The organism is Shinella sp. BE166, from assembly GCF_051201095.1.
In the GTDB taxonomy this organism is placed as follows: Bacteria; Pseudomonadota; Alphaproteobacteria; order Rhizobiales; family Rhizobiaceae; genus Shinella; species Shinella lacus.
This window is the reverse complement of sequence record NZ_JBPEHL010000005.1, coordinates 28,953-47,158: the sequence shown is the minus strand read 5'-3', so window position 1 is coordinate 47,158 and position 18,206 is coordinate 28,953. Positions and strand designations below refer to the sequence as shown.

The following is an 18,206-nucleotide window of genomic DNA, read 5'->3' as shown; positions in this document are numbered from 1 at the left end:
GAGGCTAGAACGCTTCGGCCGCCAATTCCATCGTCGTGTCGGCGCCGGCCTCGATGCGGGTCTTGCGCAGCGCGGTTTCCGGCATCAGGCGTTCCATGAAGAACTTTGCGGTGATCAGCTTGTTCTTCAAGAAGTCCTCGCGCTCGCCGGCACCTGCCGCAAGGCCGTCCTCGGCAGCCTTGGCGATCTTCGCCCACATATAGCCGACGGTGACGAGGCCGAAGAGGTGCATGTAGTCGGTCGAGCCGGCACCGGCATTGTCGGGCTTGGCCATGGCGTTCTGCATGAACCACATGGTTCCGGCCTGGAGGTCGTTCAAGCCCTTCTTGAGATGCTTGGTGAAGAAGGCGAGCTTCTCGTCATGGCGGTTCTCCTCGCAGAAATCGCCGATTTCCTTGAAGAGCGCAATGACGGCGCGCCCGCCATTCATGCCGAGCTTGCGGCCGACGAGGTCGAGCGCCTGGATGCCGTTGGCGCCCTCGTAGATCATGGCGATGCGCGCATCGCGCACATACTGGCTCATGCCGTGCTCTTCGATATAGCCGTGGCCGCCGAAAACCTGCTGGGCCATGACGGCGTGGTCGAAGCCCTTGTCGGTGAGCACGCCCTTGAGGATCGGCGTCATCAGGCCGAGGATGTCGTCGGCGGCCTGGCGTTCCTTCTCGTCGGCAGAGCGGTGGGCGATGTCGGATTTCAGCGCCGTCCACAGCGTGAAGGCGCGGCCGCCCTCCGTCCAGGCCTTGATGGTCATCAGCGTGCGGCGGATGTCGGGGTGCACGATCAGCGGATCGGCCTTGCCGTTCGGGTTCTTCACGCCGGAGAGCGAGCGGCCCTGCAGGCGCTCGCGGGCATAGTTGGCGGCGTTCTGGTAGGCGATTTCGGCGATCGACAGGCCCTGCAGGCCGACGCCGAGGCGGGCCTCGTTCATCATCACGAACATGGCGTTGAGGCCCTTGTTCTCCGCGCCGATGAGCCAGCCTGTCGCCTCGTCATAGTTCATGACGCAGGTGGCGTTGCCGTGGATGCCCATCTTGTGTTCGATCGCGCCGCAGGAGACGCCGTTCTTCGTGCCCGGCGTGCCGTCATCCTTGAGGATGAATTTCGGCACGATGAAGAGCGAAATGCCCTTGGTGCCCTCCGGCGCGCCCTCGATACGGGCGAGCACCAGGTGCACGATGTTCTCCGACATGTCGTGGTCACCGGCGGAGATGAAGATCTTCTGGCCGGAAATCCGGTAGGACCCGTCGCTCTGCGGCACGGCCTTGGCGCGGAGCAGGCCGAGGTCGGTGCCGCAATGGGGCTCCGTCAGGTTCATCGTGCCGGTCCAGGTGCCTTCCACCATCTTCGGCAGGTAGGCGGCCTTCTGCTCGTCGGAGCCGTGCACGAGGATCGCGGCGATCGCGCCCTGCGTCAGGCCCGGATACATGGTCAGCGCCATGTTGGCCGACGACATATATTCGCCGACGGCGGTGTGCAGCAGATAGGGCAGGCCCTGGCCGCCGAATTCTTCCGGCACCGCAAGGCCGATCCAGCCGCCCTGGCGGTAGAGGTCGTAGGCCTGCTTGAAACCCTTCGGCGTTTTCACGGTCGCGTCGTCGTTGCGCGTGCAGCCTTCCTGGTCGCCGGAAAGGTTGACCGGGAACAGCACCTCTTCCGCCACCTTCGCGGCCTCGCCGGCAATCGCCTCCACCATATCCCCCGTCGCGTCGGCAAAGCCGGGCAGGTTGTTGTACCGCTCCAGCGCCAGAACGTCGTTCAGGATGAAAAGCGTGTCATTCACGGGGGCCTTGTAGATCGGCATCTTTCGCGTTCCTCACCTATCCCACGGACATGAGTCCGGTCCTTGGCAAGGGATACTATAAAACTTTGACGTTTGCGTAAACGTCAAAACGCAAGGGCGTGGAATTTTTCGCCGGAGAGGGATGGGAGAGGAGGGGAGGCGCTGCGCCCACGACGCCCGCTGCTGTGCCGCAACCGGTCGCCTTTCCTCCCGAACGCCATTCTATGAGCAAATCGTTAAAAAATTTCCGCGGTGATTAACCCCTTGTTTACCACGTTTCGTGAATTGTGGCGCTTGAGGGCGTGGGATCGGGAATCAATTCGTTTCCCTCTGTGCATTCCGGGCGGCAGGCCGGGGATAGACAGGGACGATACTGTTTCCGACGGCTGACGGCGGCGGGCGAAGGCCCGTTCCGGAGTGGAAATAAAAGGGCGCAGCCGGGGCGGCAGTGCCTTCTAGGGTATCTCCCGGCAGGCTGGATGGCCGCCAAAGCGAGGCGAAAGATGAACGGATCGCGAAACCCGCAACGTCACGGCGAAAGATCCTCGCTCGATGCGCTCAATCGCACCATCGAGGGGCTGGAAGCCCGTATCGAGGGCCTGATGGCGAACGGCCGCGAGGCGCGTGGGCGGACGGACGAGCGGCTCGCGCCGCGCGGCGAAACCGCCCGCTACGAGCCGGCGCGCAACATTCCCCTGCGCGACGATCCGGTCTCCGAGATCATGCAGCGCCAGCGCGCCATCGAAGGCACGCGCGAGCGTGTCGTCCCCCGCATGGAGCGCCGCCCCGTTTCCAGCGATCATTATGCCGCCGCCCAGCAGGCGCACACCGCCTATGGCACCTCCAGCGCCGGTTATGCCGCTGCCGCCGCACCGGCGCGCGCGGAAGGCTCTGTCGAGGACATCGCCAAGGCGCTCGTTTCGCTGCGCCAGGACCTGAAGAAGGACATTGCCGACGGGCTGGAGCGCGAGATGCAGTCGCTGCGCTCGGAAATCCGCGGCATCCGCCAGGTGGCCGAAGGCCGCAATGGCAATGACGACGTGCGCGAAGAGCTGCTGCGCCTTTCCACCGGCATCAACCAGCTCGGCCGCCAGTCGGGCCAGACCGACGGGTTGCGCGTCGAGTTCGACGAGCTGCGCTCCGTGCTCGACGGCCTCGCCCGCGAGGATTCCGTGCGCCGCATGGAAGACCGCTGGAGCGGCGTCGAGCAGAAGCTGACCATTTTCGACCAGACGCGGGACGACGAGCTGGTGGCGCTTGCCTACCGGCTTGACGAGCTGAAGACCCAGATCGGCGGCCTCAGCGCCACGCCGGCCATCCATGCGCTGGAAGGCAAGCTGGAGACGATCGCCCGCGCGATCGACATGCTGGCCCGCCAGTCCCAGCCGGACGACGGCCGTTTCGTCTCCGCCGTCACCTCGCAGTTCGAGGGACTGGATACGCGCCTCGACGAGATCAGCCGGGCGATTGCCGCCGCCGGCCGCATGCAGCAGGCATCCGTCACCGACAATCCGATGATGCAGCGCCTCGAAGGCCGCATCGCCGATCTCGCCGGCCAGCTCGACATGATCGCTCGCCGCCCGGCCCCGGTGGCGCCGGAGCAGGGGCTCGGCCTGCGCATCGAAGCGCTGGCGAGCCGCATCGAGGAAATGTCGAACGAGCGCGCAGCCCTTCGCCTGGAAGAGCGCATCGAGCAGCTTTCGCTGATGCTGGAGCAGAGCCAGCAGGCCGCACCCGCCCAGACCCAGGACAACGAAGAGCTCGCCTATTACCTCTCCGACATTTCCCGCAAGATCGACGCGCTCGACCAGGGCAGCGTCACCGGCGAGCTGGCCGAGCGCCTGGACGCACTCGCCCGCCGCATCGACGGCCTCGACGCGCCCGTCGGCAGCCCGTTCCAGGAAGACCGCTTCAACCATATCGAGGGCCGTCTTTCGGCAATCGCCGACCGGCTGGATGCGACCCGCACGGCGCCCGTCGGCGACCATGAGGCGCTGCGCGGCCTGGAAGCCCAGATCGCCCATCTCTCCACGCTGATCAGCACGCCATCGACCGCCGTCGTGCCCGTCGAGGTCGAGAACCGCCTCGCGACGATCGAGGACTACATGGCGACCAACGACGAATATATCGTCGAGGCGGCCCGCCAGGCGGCGGAAGCCGTGATGGAAGCCTATCGCCATGCCGGCCCGGCTGCGGCCGCGTCGACCGATATGGAAGCGATCGCCGCCCTTGCCGACGACCTGCGCGTGCTCGAAGAGCTGACCCGCTCCAGCGAGGAGCGCACGGCGCGCACCTTCGACGCCCTGCACGACACGCTGGTGCAGATCGCCGGCCGCCTGGAACAGCTCGACGCCCCGCGCGAAAATTTCGGCCGCCGCGAGAGCCCGATGCCGCGCGCCGAAATGCCTGCCATGGCCATGGACATGGACCGCGGCAACGAGCGCGCCTCCAGCCAGTATGGTAACGACTACCCTTTTGACGATGACGGCTTCGGCGCCGGCGAGACCCGCAGGGCCGAAGTCGCGGAGCCGCGCGAGGAAGAATCCCGCTTCGCCGAGATCGAGGTCGAGACCATTCCGGTTCCCGAGCGGCCGGAGCCTGTCGAGGCGATCGCGGAAGAGACCGTGGCCCTTGCTGTCGAGCAGCCGGCGGAAGCCCAGAAGAAGGTCGGCCTGCTGGCCGGGCTGAAGCGCCGCTTCAAGCCGGGCCGCAAGGAGGTTGCACCCGTCGTCGAGCGTCGCCAGATCGACCCGACGCCCTCGATCGACCCCACTGATGAACTCGCACCGGAAGAGGCGAACCAGCTCCTGGAGCCCGGCTCCGGCGTGCCGGACGTCCGCCGCATTCTGGAGCGCGTGCGCGCCGGCCAGGCCTCGGGCAATCGCACGGCAACGGCCGGCGAGGGCGACCGGGTGGCCGCGCAGATCGCCGCCGCCCGCCGCGCCGCGAAGGTCGCAGCCGAGGAAGCCGACACGATCTCCCGCGTCGCTCCGGCCAAGAAATCGGACAAGGTTGCCAAGGCCGATGCGCCTGCCTCCGCGCTGTCGCGCCATCGCCGGCCGATCCTGCTTGCCGTCGGCGCCATTCTGCTGGTGATCATGTCCTATCCGCTGGTCAGCACGCTGGTGACCGGCGACGAGGCCCCGGTCGTCGTCGAGCAGACGGCGATCAACACGAATGAAGCCGCACCGGTCGACACGGTGACGGGCACGGGCGAGGCCGTGACGGCGAACACCGCCGCCGCACCGGTTGCCGGTGAAGAGACCGTAACGGAGCCCACCGGCGACAGTGCCGTGACGGAGCCCACGGGCGACGCCGCCGTGACCGATCCCGCCCCCGTCGAGGATGCCGAGGAGCGCGGCCTTGCCGGCACGGACAACGACCTGGTCATCGAATCGCCTTCGACGGAGACCTCCGCGACGGGCTCCGACGCCCTGACCGCTCCGGCCACGACCGACGACGCAGCCACCGCAGGCTTCGAGCCGGTCACGACACCGGAAGCCGAGCCGCTTGCGGAAGAAAAGGACACGAGCGCTGCAACTGAGACAGCGCCGCTGGACCAGACCCAGACGGCGGCGATCGTCGTTCCGGAAGCCATCACCCCGGCCTCGCTTTCCAAGGCTGCGACCGAAGGCGACGCGCTGGCGCTGTTCGAGATCGGTGCTCGCTACACGGAAGGCCGCGGCGTCGCGACGGATCTGGCGGAAGCCGCCCGATGGTACGAGCTTGCCGCCGCCCGCGGTTTCGCGCCGGCCGAATACCGCCTCGCCAACCTCTATGAAAAGGGCCAGGGCGTCGAGCGTGACCTCGCGCGTGCCCGCGAACTCTACGAAATCGCTGCCAACAAGGGCAATGCGAGCGCCATGCACAACCTCGCCGTCCTGCTCGCCACCGGCATGGGCACGGCGCAGCCGGACTTCGACGGTGCGGCAAAGTGGTTCCAGAAGGCATCCGAGCTCGGCGTTCGCGACAGCCAGTTCAACCTGGCGATCCTCTATGCGCGCGGCAACGGCGTGAAGCAGGACCTGGAAGAATCCTACAAGTGGTTCGCCATCGCCGCCCGCGACGGCGACAACGATGCGGCGCAGAAGCGCGACGAGGTGGCGAACGCCATGCGTCCCGAGCAGCTTTCGAGTGCCAAGGCCAAGATGGAACTGTGGAAGCCGCAGCCGCTGGACGAGAAGACCAACTCGGCCGACCTGCCGGATGAATGGGTCGGCAAGCCGACCAAGACCGCCAGCGTCGACATGAAGAAGGCGATCCGCAACATCCAGGCGATCCTCAACAACAACGGCTTCAAGGCCGGCGCGCCGGATGGCGAGATGGGCAAGAAGACCGTCGCCGCCATCAAGGCCTTCCAGAAGTCCGTCGGCCAGAAGGAAACCGGCGAGATCGACGACGCGCTGGTGACGGAGTTGCTGAAGCGCAACAAGCAGCCGAGCTGATCGGCCGATCGCCGGAGAACCTCGTTCTCCGGCTTTAACCTAACCTGCGGGCATGACACCCACCACAGCACCGCGTGTCGTTAATGATACGCAAAGGTCGCTGTGGCATTTTGTATGCGCTGCACGTCTCATCCTTAAATCGGCCCTGATTTCAGGAATTATGCAGTAGAAAAATTACGTGTCGCTCCAAGATGATACGCGTCGCTGAGACGTCTTATCATGGAGGACGGCAACGTGACCGATCCTTGTGTGATGCAAGGTGCGACCGGCCGATGGAGGGGGCCTCCCTTCCCGCGGCGCGGCGTTTCCGTGCATCCGCAGCTTGGCCGGACGAGGAAACTCGGCGGCGGGCAGAACAGGTGAAGCGACTGCTGGATAAATCCGCGCGTGCGGGAAAAATATTGCCGATCGGGGTATCGTTGTGACTGTCTATCTGCCCATCGCAGAGCTCTCGGTGAACATCTTCATCATTCTCGGCATGGGTGCGGCCGTCGGCTTCCTGTCCGGCATGTTCGGCGTCGGCGGCGGCTTTCTGATCACGCCGCTCCTCATCTTCTACAACATCCCCCCGATCGTCGCCGTCGCGACCGGCGCCAACCAGGTCGTCGCCTCCTCGATTTCAGGTGCGCTCTCGCATTTTAGGCGCGGCACGCTGGATGTGAAGCTCGGCTCGGTGCTGCTGGTCGGCGGTCTTGCGGGCGCCACCGCGGGCATATGGGTCTTCTCGATCCTGCGCAGCATCGGCCAGCTCGATCTCGTCATCTCGCTGCTCTACGTGGTTCTTCTCGGCACCGTCGGCACGCTGATGCTGCTCGAAAGCATCCGGGCGCTGCGCCGCGCGGCGAACAACCAGCCCGTCTCGCTGCGCCGGCCCGGTCAGCATAGCTGGGTGCATCGCCTGCCGCTGAAGATGCGCTTCAAGAAGTCGAAGATCTATCTGAGCGTCATTCCGGTCATAGGCCTCGGCTTCGGCATCGGCATCCTCACCTCCATCATGGGTGTCGGCGGCGGCTTCATCATGGTGCCGGCCATGATCTACCTGCTGCGCATCCCGACAAACGTCGTCGTCGGCACCTCGCTGTTCCAGATCATCTTCGTCACGGCCTACACGACCATCGTGCAGGCGACGACGAACTATTCCGTCGATATCGTACTGGCGTTCATCCTGATGGTGGCGGGCGTGATCGGCGCGCAATATGGCGTGCGCGTCGGCCAGAAGCTGCGCGGCGAACAGCTGCGCGCCCTGCTGGCGCTGCTGGTTCTCGCCGTTGGCGCCCGCCTTGCGGTCGATCTGGTCGCCACGCCCGCCGATATCTATTCCGTCGTCAGCGAGGGGGTCTATCGATGAGAGCGCTCCTCGTCCTTCTCTTCGCCCTCGGCCTTACCTTTCCGGCCGCAGCCCAGGTGCTGGAAGACCCGCCGGTGGAATTTCCGGAAAAGCTGGAAATCGGCATTTCGACCGACGAGATCGCGATCTCCTCGGATTTCCGCGGCGCCGACCTCACGATCTTCGGCGCCATCGAAGGCTACGACCCGGCGCTGCTTACCCAGCGCAAATACGATATCGTCGTGGCGCTGGAAGGGCCGAAGGACAACAACACGGTGCGCATCAAGGAGCGCATCTTCGGCATCTGGGTCAACCGCCGCTCGATGACCTTCGAGCTGGTGCCGGAATCCTATTCGCTGTCGAGCACGCGGGACGTCGAGACGATCGCCGAGCCCGCGATGCTGAACGGCGTGGGCGTCGGGATCCAGCATATCCGCCTTTCGCCGGTCGGCTTCCTCGGCGACGGCAGCAACATCACCGAATTCCGCGAGGCCTTCCGCAGGCTCAAGGAGAGCGGCGGCTTCTACCAGCGTGATCCGGGCGGCGTGCAGTTCATCAGCGCGAGCCTGTTCAAGGCGACGGTGAAGCTGCCGGCAAGCGTGCCGAACGGCACCCATGTCGTGCGCGCCCACCTTTTCCGCGACGGCGTCTTCATCGCCGAGAAGGCGCTGCCGCTGCGCGTGATGAAGACCGGCATCGAGCAGATGATCTCGAATGCCGCCTATAACAATTCGCTCGCCTACGGTGCCTTCTCCGTTTTCCTCGCTCTCATCACGGGCTGGCTGGCAAGCGTCGTCTTCCGCAAGGATTGATCAGCAGGCGGCTGTGGCCAGCCGCCGTGCCACGGTCGCCTCATAGGCGGCCTGAAGCTCGCCGAAAACCGAGCGGGCCGGGCGCGGTGCGCCGAGATGGATGGCGCGCAATTCTTCCATGAAATCGTCCCATAGCGCGGGACCACCGTCTTCCAGCAGTTCCGCGCGGATCGACAATTCTTCCGTCACCGGCAGGAAGCGCCGGCCCCAGGCGCCCATCATGGCGAAGACCGGCACCAGCGCGATGCCCATCTCGGTGAGGCTGTAGAGCGATTTCTGCTTGTGGCTCGGATCGTCCGCCTTGCTGATCAGGCCCTCCTCGACGAGCCGGCGCAGCCGGTCCGCCAGGATGTTGGAGGCGATGCCTTCGTCGGATTTCGTCAGCAATTCGCGAAAGTGGCGGCGGTTGCCGAACATCATGTCGCGCAGCACGATCAGGCTCCAGCGGTCGCCCAGGATTTCAAGCGTCAGGTTGATCGGGCAACCCGAGCGGCGGGCATCTTTCATGCGATTCTCCAAAAACTGCTTGCATAGTACAATCAGTTTCGCTATCCATCAACCAGTTGCAAATCGCAACTGGTTAAGTTTCACGCGGCTCATGCCGCAAGGGAGGACGGAAAGATGGCAAAGGTAATCGTCTGGAATCTCGTGACGCTCGACGGCTTCTTCGAGGGCGAGAAGAAATGGGACCTCGACTTCCACAACAGGGCCTGGGGGCCGGAACTGGAAAAGCTCAGCAGCGAATTCGGCGAGAGCGCCGGCCTGCTCGTCTTCGGCCGCGTGACCTATGAGGGCATGAAGGCCTACTGGACGACGGCGGAGGGCGAGGCCGAGGTGAAAAACTATATGAACGCGCTGCCGAAGCTCGTTGCCTCGCGCACCATCACGGCCTCCGACTGGAACAACACCGAGGTGACGGCCGACATCGTCGGCGAGGTCGCCCGGCGCAAGCAGGCGCTCGACAAGACCATCTACGTCTTCGGCAGCGCAGACCTGGTGAACGCGCTCCTTGCGGCCGGGCTCGTCGACGAGGTTATGCTGGCGATCGTGCCGGTGCAGCTCGGCAAGGGCACGCCCTTCTTCAAGCAGGGCGGGCGGCGCGACTTCAACCTGATCGAGGCCAAGCCACTTTCCAACGGCGCGATCCTGACGCGCTATGCGCCGACCGCAGCCTGAAGCCGATAACCATTTCTTGAAGACATGTGTTGAAACAAATCATGGTGCCGACCCCTTCGGAGATTAAGGGCGGATTGCGGATGCGCGATCCGCCGTCTCGTTGCGATCGAACCCAAGGGAAACAGCCATGCGCACGACCTCTCTTCTTGCCGGAACCATGCTCGCCGTAACCCTCCTTTCCGCCCCGGCCTTCGCCCAGACGGCGGAGACCGAGGAGGCCAACGCGCCGGACCAGAAGCCGGCCTTCGAGAACCAGACCCGCGCGGCCCTCCCCGCCGCGGTGCCGCAGATCAGCGTCGATGTCGTGGCGGAAGGCCTGCCGCAACTCTGGGCGATGGAATTTCTGCCGGACGGCCGCATCCTGGTGACGACGAAGGAAGGCGCCATGCACGTCGTCTCGCAGGAGAATGGCGAGGCGAGCCCGCCGATCGAGGGCGTGCCGGCGGTGATGTCGGAAGGGCAGGGCGGCCTGCTCGACGTGGCGCTGGCGCCGGATTTCGAAAGCTCCAACCGCATCTATTTCTCCTTCTCCGAACCGCGCGACGGCGGCAACGGCACGTCGGTCGCCTCGGCTGAGCTGACCGAGGAGGACGGCAAGCTCGCGCTCAAGGACGTGAAGCTCATCTTCCAGCAGATGCCGACCTATGACGGCGACAAGCATTTTGGCTCGCGGCTCGCCTTCGGGCCGGAAGGCCAGCTTTATGTGACGGTCGGCGAACGCTCGGACCGCGAGACCCGCGTCGGCGCGCAGGATCTCGACAAGGGTTTCGGCAAGGTTTTCCGCATCGATGCGGAAGGCAAGGCGCTCTCCGACAATCCTTTCGTCGGCACGGACGGCGCACTGCCGGAAATCTGGAGCTACGGCCACCGCAACCTGCAATCCGCCGCGCTGGATGGCCAAGGCCGTCTCTGGACCGTCGAGCACGGGCCGAAGGGGGGCGACGAGCTGAACCGCCCGGAAGCGGGCAAGAACTACGGCTGGCCCAGGGTGACCTACGGCATCGAATATAGCGGCGGCCCGGTCGGCGAGGGCATCACCACGCTGCAAGGCACCGAGCAGCCGGTCTATTACTGGGATCCGGTGATCGGCCCCTCCGGCATGGCCTTCTACGATGGCGATGCCATTCCGGAATGGAAGGGCGCCTTCCTCATAGGCGGCCTCGTCAGCCAGGGTCTCGTCGTGCTGCACATGGATGGCGACAGGGTGCGCAACGAGGAGCGCGTGGCCCTCGACGCCCGCATCCGCGACGTCAAGGTCGGACCCGACGGCACGGTCTTCGCGATCACCGAGCAGCGCGGCGGCGAATCTACGATCATCCGGCTGGTGAAGGCGAGCTAGCCGATCAGGTTGGCAAAGCGTACCGAATAGATGCGGTCGCGGCCGAGCATGTGGGCGACGAGGCTTGGCCGGTCGAAGAGACCGGTCATCGCCTTGTGGCGCAGATCGAGGCCGCCCGTCATGATGCCGAAGGCGGGCATCAGCATCCGTTTGCCGTCAGTCGCGAAACACGGGCGGCGCACCGCCTTGTCGCGGCGGACGACGGTGGCGGCGGGGTGCAGGTGCCCGGCGATCTCGCCGGCCGGCGAAAGCAGCGACGGTTCGTGGCGGAAGGCGAGGCCGGCATAATGCAGTTCGTCGGCCGACTGGCCAGGCAGGTCCACGGTGCCGTCCGGATCATGGTTGCCGTTGATCCAGATCCAGTCGCGCCCGCGCGCGAGCTCCGTTATCTTCGTGCGGAACATCTCCGGCAGGTGGGAGGAGCCGACGCGATCGTGAAAATTGTCGCCAAGGCTGACGACGATCGCCGGATCGTGCCGGGTGATCACGGCTTCCAGCACCTTCAGCGTCGCCAGCGTATCGTAGGGCGGCAGCAGCATGCCGCGGCGCGCGAAGGCGGCACCCTTTTCGAGATGCAGGTCGGAGACGACGAGCAGGCGGGTTTCCGGCAGGTAGAGCGCGCCGAGCGGATCGCACACGGCTTCCACGCCGGCAACGACGGTGCGGGCCGAGATGGCACCGAAATCCTGTATCTCCATCGATGCCAGAGCGAGCCTCTGCATGCGGTCTTCAATCCCTAGATCTGTGTCTCGCCCATCGCCTCGGCGATCAGGTCCTCCGCCGCTTCCGCCAGCAGTGAATCCTGCGCCTCGCCCGCCACCAGTTCCTTGCCGATTTCGAGCATGATCGGCACGGCGAGCGGCGAAATGCGGTCGAGCCGGCGGTGGGTGATGTGGCCCTTGATTCGCACCAGCATATCGCCCAATCGCTGAATATCCAAAAGCCCCGCCGCCGCATCGTTGCGCGTGGCTTCCAGCAGGATGTGGTCCGGCTCGTGGCTGCGCAGCACGTCATAGATCAGGTCGGCGGAAACGGTGACCTGCCGCCCGGTCTTTTCCTTGCCCGGATGGCGCTGCTCGATAAGACCGGCAATCACGGCGCAATTGCGGAAGGTGCGCTTCAGCATGAAGCTTTCATCGAGCCAGGCCTCCAGGTCGTCACCCAGCATGTCCTCGTCGAACAGGCTTGAAAGCGACGGCCGTTCGACGGCAAACGTATAGCCGAGATCATCGAGCGCCCAGATGGCAAGCGAATAGTCGGTGGCGACGAAGCCGAGCGGTCGCCGGCCGGCGCGCTCCAGCCGGCGGGTCAAAAGCATGCCGAGCGTCTGGTGCGCCAGCCGTCCCTCGAAAGGATAGGCGACCATGTAGTGCCGGCTGCCGCGCGGAAAGGTCTCGATCAAAAGCTCGTCGCGTTTCGGCAGGGTGGATACATCCCGTTGCAGCGCCAGCCAGTCGCGCACCTGGTCGGGAAGCGCGCCCCAGCGCTGCGGATCGTCCAGCATGCCGCGCACCTGATCGGCGAGATAGGTGGAGAGCGGGAACTTGCCGCCCGCATAGGCGGGCACCTTCGCATCGAGCGAGAAGGCCTGGGAGACGAGACATTCGTTCTCGCGGATGCCTTCGAAGCGCAGCACCTTGCCGGAGAACAGGAACGTATCCCCGGGCGCCAGCATTTCCAGGAAATACTCTTCCACCTTGCCGAGCGACGCGCCGCCGCGGCCGACCACGCCCTTTGCGCCGCGTTTGACCATGCGCACGTTCAGCATCGGCATTTCGACGATCGTGCCGAGGTTCAGGCGATATTGCTGGGCGATCCCAGGGTTGGACACACGCCAGAGCCCGTCCGCCGTCTTGCGGATGCGGGCGTAGCGCTCATAGGTCTTCAGCGCATAACCGCCGGTCGCGACGAACTGCACGATGCGGCCGAATTTTTCCCGTGAGAGCTTGTTATAGGGCGAGGCGGAGGTGACTTCGGCAAACAGCGCGTCCTCGTCGAAGGGCGCGGCGCAGGCCATGCCGAGCACGTGCTGGGCGAGCACGTCGAGCGCGCCTTGCCCGACCGGCGGCGTATCCTGCGCGCCGAGATAATTGGCGTCGAGCGCCGCCTGGCACTCCATCACCTCGAAGCGGTTGGCGGGCACCAGGATCGCGCGGCTCGGCTCGTCCATGCGGTGGTTGGCGCGGCCGATGCGCTGGGCCAGCCGTGAGGCGCCCTTCGGCGCACCGACATGGATGACGAGATCGACGTCGCCCCAGTCGATGCCGAGATCGAGCGTCGAGGTGGCGACGACGGCGCGTAGCCGGTTCTCCGCCATGGCCGCCTCCACCCGGCGGCGCTGGCCGACATCGAGCGAGCCGTGATGCAGCGCGATCGGCAGCGTATCCTCGTTGATGTTCCAAAGCGCCTGGAAGAGGATTTCTGCCTGGCTGCGCGTATTGACGAAAAGCAGCGACGTCTGGTGCGCCTTGATGGCCTCATAGACCTCCGGCATGGCATATTTCGCCGAATGGCCGGACCACGGCACCCGCTCCTCGCTCTTCAGGATGGTGATGATCGGCTTCGCCCCACCCGGAGCCGTGACGAGCCCGGCATGCATTTCCGCGTCCGGCGCCTGCTCGACCAGCCAGCGGCGCAGGTCCATCGGCTCGGCCACGGTGGCCGAAAGCCCAATGGTGCGAAGCCCGGGTGCAAGACGGCGCAGCCGCGCGAGGCCGAGCGACAGCAGGTGGCCGCGCTTGGAAGTGACGAGCGAATGCAACTCGTCGAAGATCACATATTTCAGGTCCTTGAAGAAGCGTTCCGCCTCGCCGTTGGCGATCAGCAGCGCCACCTGCTCGGGCGTCGTCAGCAGGATATCGGGCGGGTTCAGCCGCTGGCGCTGGCGCTTGGCCTGCGGCGTGTCGCCGGTGCGCGTCTCGATCAGGATCGGCAGGCCCATCTCGGAGACCGGCTTCATCAGGTTGCGCTCGATATCGACGGCGAGCGCTTTCAGTGGCGAAATGTAGAGCGTGTGGATGCCGGTGAAGGCGGAGCCGGGTGGGATTTTTCCACGGCGCGTGAGATCGGTCAGCGCGGGAAGAAAACCCGCGAGCGTCTTGCCGGCACCGGTCGGCGCGATGAGAAGCAGGCTTTCGCCGGCCGTGGCGCGGGCGAGCAGTTCCATCTGGTGCGCGCGCGGTTGCCAGCCCTTGGCCGCGAACCAGTCGGCGAAGGGTTTTGGCAGGACGGCAAGGCCGGTGGCGGTTTCGCCAGAGATAGAATCGAAGCTGTTCACGCGTTTAAGCTAGTGACGGCCCATCGAATGTGAAGCCGCGCCCCGCGAAAAATAGGATCACATGGCAATATAGCGGTCGGCGCGGTGGTTGACGGTGAGGAACAGGTTGAGCACCACGGCGCCGACGACCGAGCAGAGCACGATGAAGGGCGGGGCGACCAGGAAGGCGGCGACCAGCACGAAAAGATCGAAGGCGAGCTGCACGAGGCCGGCGCGGATGCCGAAACGTTCCTGCAGGTAGACCGCCAGCACGCCGACGCCGCCGAGGCTGGCGCGGTGGCGGTAGAGGCCGAGCAAGCCGAAGCCGAGCAGGATGCCGGCCAGCACCGCCGTCCACATCGGATCGATGCTCTCGATGCGCACGAAATGCGGTTGCAGCTCGGTGATCAAAGAGGTGAGCGAGACGGCGATGATGGTCTTGATCGTGAAGGCCCAGCCGAGGCGTTTGAGCGCCAGCACGTAGAAGGGGATGTTCACGACAGTATAGAACAGGCCGAAACTGTAGCCGGTGAGGTAGTGCAGGATGAAGGCGACGCCGGCGGTGCCGCTGGCCACCAGCCCGGCGCTGCTCATCAGCGCGAGGCCAAGCGCCGCGATCATGCTGCTCGCAAACAGGCCCTGCGCATCTTCCAGCGGCGTATGGCGGGTAGGGGTGGGGTTCCAGAAGCCGAAACGCCGTTTGTCCACGTCCATGCCTGATCTCCGATGGTCTTTTGCTGTTGTATAGCGCAGCGCTGCCGGCGCAAGCCTATGCCTGCCGGCGCGCCAGGAAGAGCAGGCCATGCACCGGCTGGCCGGCATCCTGCCGGATCACGCTCTTTTCGAGGGCGAGAAGGTCGAAACCGTTCTCCGCCATCCGCCGCCGGATGAAGGCTTCCGGATGGGCATAGCGCAGCGACGGGCGCAGCAGCGGCGCGTCTCCCTCGCCGCCATCCTCCACGGAAAAGGCGAAAAGGCCGCCGGGCTTTGCAAGTTGCGCGGCGCTCGCAAACACCTCAGCGAGATCGCCGAGATACATCAGCACATCCGCGGCGCTGACGAGGTCGGCGCGGGCTTCCGGCGCATCGGCAAAGAGGCCGCTGTCGCCCGCCGGCCGCGACAGGTCGGCCTGTGCCAGATGGTCGTAGACGGCCTTCTCCGCTGCCTTGGCCAGCATGCCGGCGGAAAGGTCGAAGCCTTCCAGCCGGCCGGCATGGCCGCGGATTTCCACGCCGAACAGGCCGGTGCCGCAGCCGATATCGCAGACGAGGCCGAACTGCGCCTCATCGCCCTCATACTGACGCACGAGCCGGGCGAGCGTGCGCGGCACCGTGTATTCCAGCCGCTCGACCAGCGCCGTGTCGAAGCGGTCGGCATAGTCGTCGAAGAGGCGCGCGACATAGGGGCTCGGGGGTGCTGCAGGCGCGGTCGCGGCGCCGAGCACGGCGAGTTTCAGGCCGGCGCCGAAAATGTCGGTGGGGTCGAGGGCCAGGACTTTTTCCAGCGCGGCCGTCGCCGCCTCCTTCCGGCCCGATTTTTCCGCATATTCGGCGAGCCGGAACCAGCCGGCGGCCCACATCGGCACCTGCTCGAGCGCCTGTTCCATGAGTTCCTGCGCCTCCGCGAACTCGCCCGATTCCGCGAACATGCGGGCATAGTCGGCGCGACGGTCGGCGATGAGATCGCCGGAGGAGAAATGCGGGCTCGTCATCTGGGCCTGTGGAAACGGGGAAACTGGCGGAGCTACATGGCAGGGCCGCGGCAAAAGGCAAGCGAATTCTCGAAGGCAGGCCGCTTGCTTGCCGCGGGACCGTTGACAGCTTATCTGGAAGCGAACGAATTTTGGAGAATCAGCCCATGTCCAATGGCGTGAACGGGTTTCTCGGCGACACACCGCTGCGCGTGTTTATCAAGCTCCTGATCCTGTCGGTGGCCGTGGGCTTCCTGATGTCGGTCTTCGGGCTCTACCCGGACGACATCCTCTTTGCCGCCCGCGATTTCGTGGTCGACCTGTGGAACACCGGCTTCAAGGCGCTCGGCCGCATCGGTGATTACCTGCTGCTCGGCGCCGTCATCGTCGTGCCGGTCTTCATCCTCATCCGCATGCTGAGCTATCGCCGCTGACCATGGTTTCCCGACGCACCCTTCTTGCCGCCTCCGTGGCGGCCGTCGCAGCACTTGCCGCGGGCTGTTCCACCACCAGCGTGCTGACGCCATCCGCCGGCACCGGCAGCGACCAGACGCCGCCCTCGCTCGCCCTGATCAACAAGCTTCGAGCCGAGCGCGGCCTGCCGGCGCTCGCCATCGACAAGGCGGCGAGCCGTGCCGCGATGGACCAGGCAAGCCGCATGGCGGCCGCCGGCAAGATGGAGCACAATATCGGCTTCGGCGCGAATTTCCTGAAGCGGATGAAGGGCATGGAAGTCGCCCTGCCGGCGGCTGAAAACATCGCCGCCGGGCAGGACAGCGCCGCAGATGCGTTCGACGCCTGGTATCGCTCGCCGAAACATCTCGAAAACATGTTGGGCGCCGGCTATCGCGGCCTCGGCGTCGCGGTCGTCTCCAATCCCGCAACCGGCAACCGGCCCTATTGGGCCATGGTGCTGTCGAGCTGAACTGAAGCCGAGAGCGGGGCGGGACCATGAATGCGACGGCAGCAGGCGAAAACGGCGAGGCCGGTCCCTTCGAGGTGACGCACCGGCTCGTGCTGGCGATCGCCATTCCCATGACGCTCGGCTTCCTGACGACGCCGCTGATCGGGCTTACCGGCACGGCCGTGGCCGGCCGGTTGGGCTCAGCGGATGCGCTGGCCGGAATGGCCGTCGGCGCGGTGATTTTCGATCTCCTCCTCGGCAGCTTTAATTTTCTGCGCGCCTCCACGACGGGGCTGGTCGCACAAGCCTTCGGCCGCGGCGACCGGCGCGAGGAGCAGGCGGTCTACTGGCGCTCGCTGACGATCGCGCTCTGTTGCGGGCTGGCGATCGCGCTGCTGTCGCCGCTGCTGCTCTCCGCCGGCCTTTTCCTGATGGCGCCCGGTACGGGCGTTGCCGCGGTGACCACGACCTATTTCACGATCCGCGTGCTCTCCGCACCCATGGCACTTGCCAATTACGCGCTGCTCGGCTTCGTGCTCGGCCGCGGGCAGGGCACGACGGCGCTGCTGCTGCAGGCGATCATCAACGGCATCAACATCGTGCTGTCGATCACGCTGGGCCTCGGGCTCGGCTGGGGCATTGCCGGCATCGCCTGGGCAACCTTCGCCGGCGAAACCATCGGCATGCTGGCCGGCCTCCTCATCGTCGTCTCGCGCTTCGACCGGGCGAACCGTCCGACGCGTGCGGAAATTTTCGCCCGCGCGCGGCGGAAGGCGCTGTTCTCGTTGAACCGCGATATCATGATCCGCACCTTCGTGCTGATCGGTGCCTTCGCCATCATGACGCGCATCGGCTCGTCCTTCGGCCCGCTCGTGCTCGCCGCCAATGCGGTGCTGATGAACATCTTCCTCGTCGCCGGCTATTATCTCGACGGCATCGCCAATGCGGCCGAACAGCTTGTGGGTCGCGCGTTCGGCGCGAATTTCCGGCCAGCCTTCGATCGCGCGGTGAAGCTGACCATGCTCTGGTCCTTCGGCCTCGGCGCCTTCACCACGGCGCTGTTCCTCGTCTTCGGGGCGGATGTGATCGGCCTGCTCACCACGACGGAAAGCGTGCGGACGGAGGCGGCAGCCTACCTGCCCTGGGCGGCGCTGACGGCGATCACCGGCGCGCTCGCCTTCCAGATGGACGGGGTATTCATCGGCGCCACCTGGTCATCGGCCATGCGCAACATGATGCTGGCGGCCTTTGCCGGTTATCTGCTGGCGCTCGCCGTCTTCGTGCCGCTCCTCGGCAATCACGGCCTCTGGCTGTCGCTCAATCTGTTTCTGGCATTTCGCGGGATTTTCCTGGCCTTGCGGCTGCCGGTGCTGGCCAGCCGACAATTCGCCTGAAGCATTCCCGGTTGACCGGAAATGCTGCCGGTTTTTGTTTTGCCGCATTATCCGACGCCGAAGCGATGCCGCTTCGGCTGGAA

The 18,206-nt window shown here is 65.6% G+C and carries 14 protein-coding genes; 8 read left to right on the top strand and 6 right to left on the bottom strand.

Annotated elements, in window-relative coordinates:
* Window positions 1-4: 4 nt before the first annotated feature.
* Window positions 5-1,801: an acyl-CoA dehydrogenase C-terminal domain-containing protein gene (locus J2Y63_RS14160; RefSeq protein WP_435266611.1), complete on the bottom strand. Its 1,797-nt coding sequence runs from the start codon at window positions 1,799-1,801 to the stop codon at window positions 5-7.
* A 482-nt stretch (window positions 1,802-2,283) separates the two neighbouring features.
* Between J2Y63_RS14160 and J2Y63_RS14155 the strand changes: the two genes are divergently transcribed.
* The 3 genes from J2Y63_RS14155 (at window position 2,284) to J2Y63_RS14145 (ending at window position 8,364) form a co-directional block, all read left to right on the top strand.
* Entirely contained in the window at window positions 2,284-6,225 is a 3,942-nt protein-coding gene (locus J2Y63_RS14155) for a peptidoglycan-binding protein (RefSeq protein WP_435266610.1), read from the top strand.
* A 421-nt stretch (window positions 6,226-6,646) separates the two neighbouring features.
* Window positions 6,647-7,573 (top strand): sulfite exporter TauE/SafE family protein, encoded by a 927-nt coding sequence (locus tag J2Y63_RS14150; protein WP_256117953.1) that lies wholly within the window; start codon window positions 6,647-6,649, stop codon window positions 7,571-7,573.
* Window positions 7,570-8,364: a TIGR02186 family protein gene (locus J2Y63_RS14145; RefSeq protein WP_435266609.1), complete on the top strand. Its 795-nt coding sequence runs from the start codon at window positions 7,570-7,572 to the stop codon at window positions 8,362-8,364. The genes J2Y63_RS14150 and J2Y63_RS14145 overlap by 4 nt, the downstream gene beginning before the upstream one ends.
* Here the strand turns inward: J2Y63_RS14145 and J2Y63_RS14140 are convergent, their stop codons facing one another.
* The gene (locus J2Y63_RS14140) at window positions 8,365-8,871 is read right to left on the bottom strand and encodes a winged helix-turn-helix transcriptional regulator (RefSeq protein WP_435266608.1); all 507 of its coding nucleotides are present in this window, start codon (window positions 8,869-8,871) and stop codon (window positions 8,365-8,367) included.
* Window positions 8,872-8,985: 114 nt separating this feature from the next.
* Between J2Y63_RS14140 and J2Y63_RS14135 the strand changes: the two genes are divergently transcribed.
* Together J2Y63_RS14135 and J2Y63_RS14130 are read left to right on the top strand one after the other, a co-directional pair.
* On the top strand, window positions 8,986-9,540 hold the full coding sequence (locus J2Y63_RS14135) for a dihydrofolate reductase family protein (protein WP_435266607.1): 555 nt from the start codon (window positions 8,986-8,988) through the stop codon (window positions 9,538-9,540).
* A gap of 127 nt (window positions 9,541-9,667) precedes the next feature.
* Window positions 9,668-10,879: a PQQ-dependent sugar dehydrogenase gene (locus J2Y63_RS14130; protein WP_435266606.1), complete on the top strand. Its 1,212-nt coding sequence runs from the start codon at window positions 9,668-9,670 to the stop codon at window positions 10,877-10,879.
* Here J2Y63_RS14130 and pdeM read toward each other — a convergent pair.
* The 4 genes from pdeM to J2Y63_RS14110 form a co-directional block, all read right to left on the bottom strand.
* A complete protein-coding gene (gene pdeM, locus J2Y63_RS14125; protein WP_435266605.1) occupies window positions 10,876-11,601 on the bottom strand; it encodes a ligase-associated DNA damage response endonuclease PdeM in 726 nt (241 codons plus the stop codon). The genes J2Y63_RS14130 and pdeM overlap by 4 nt on opposite strands.
* A 14-nt stretch (window positions 11,602-11,615) precedes the next feature.
* Complete coding sequence (locus J2Y63_RS14120) at window positions 11,616-14,138, bottom strand: ligase-associated DNA damage response DEXH box helicase (protein WP_435266936.1); 2,523 nt, start codon at window positions 14,136-14,138, stop codon at window positions 11,616-11,618.
* Window positions 14,139-14,213: 75 nt separating this feature from the next.
* On the bottom strand, window positions 14,214-14,849 hold the full coding sequence (locus J2Y63_RS14115; protein WP_435266604.1) for a YitT family protein: 636 nt from the start codon (window positions 14,847-14,849) through the stop codon (window positions 14,214-14,216).
* Window positions 14,850-14,904: 55 nt separating this feature from the next.
* Entirely contained in the window at window positions 14,905-15,846 is a 942-nt protein-coding gene (locus J2Y63_RS14110) for a methyltransferase domain-containing protein (RefSeq protein ID WP_435266603.1), read from the bottom strand.
* Window positions 15,847-15,992: 146 nt separating this feature from the next.
* Between J2Y63_RS14110 and J2Y63_RS14105 the strand changes: the two genes are divergently transcribed.
* Genes J2Y63_RS14105 through J2Y63_RS14095 form a run of 3 tightly spaced genes read left to right on the top strand, consistent with a single transcriptional unit; the run spans window position 15,993 to window position 18,123 of the window.
* A complete protein-coding gene (locus tag J2Y63_RS14105) occupies window positions 15,993-16,259 on the top strand; it encodes a DUF6460 domain-containing protein (protein WP_256117942.1) in 267 nt (88 codons plus the stop codon).
* A gap of 2 nt (window positions 16,260-16,261) precedes the next feature.
* Window positions 16,262-16,750, top strand: coding sequence for a CAP domain-containing protein (locus J2Y63_RS14100; protein ID WP_435266602.1), 489 nt, complete (start codon window positions 16,262-16,264; stop codon window positions 16,748-16,750).
* Window positions 16,751-16,776: 26 nt separating this feature from the next.
* A complete protein-coding gene (locus J2Y63_RS14095; RefSeq protein ID WP_435266601.1) occupies window positions 16,777-18,123 on the top strand; it encodes an MATE family efflux transporter in 1,347 nt (448 codons plus the stop codon).
* Window positions 18,124-18,206: the final 83 nt, after the last annotated feature.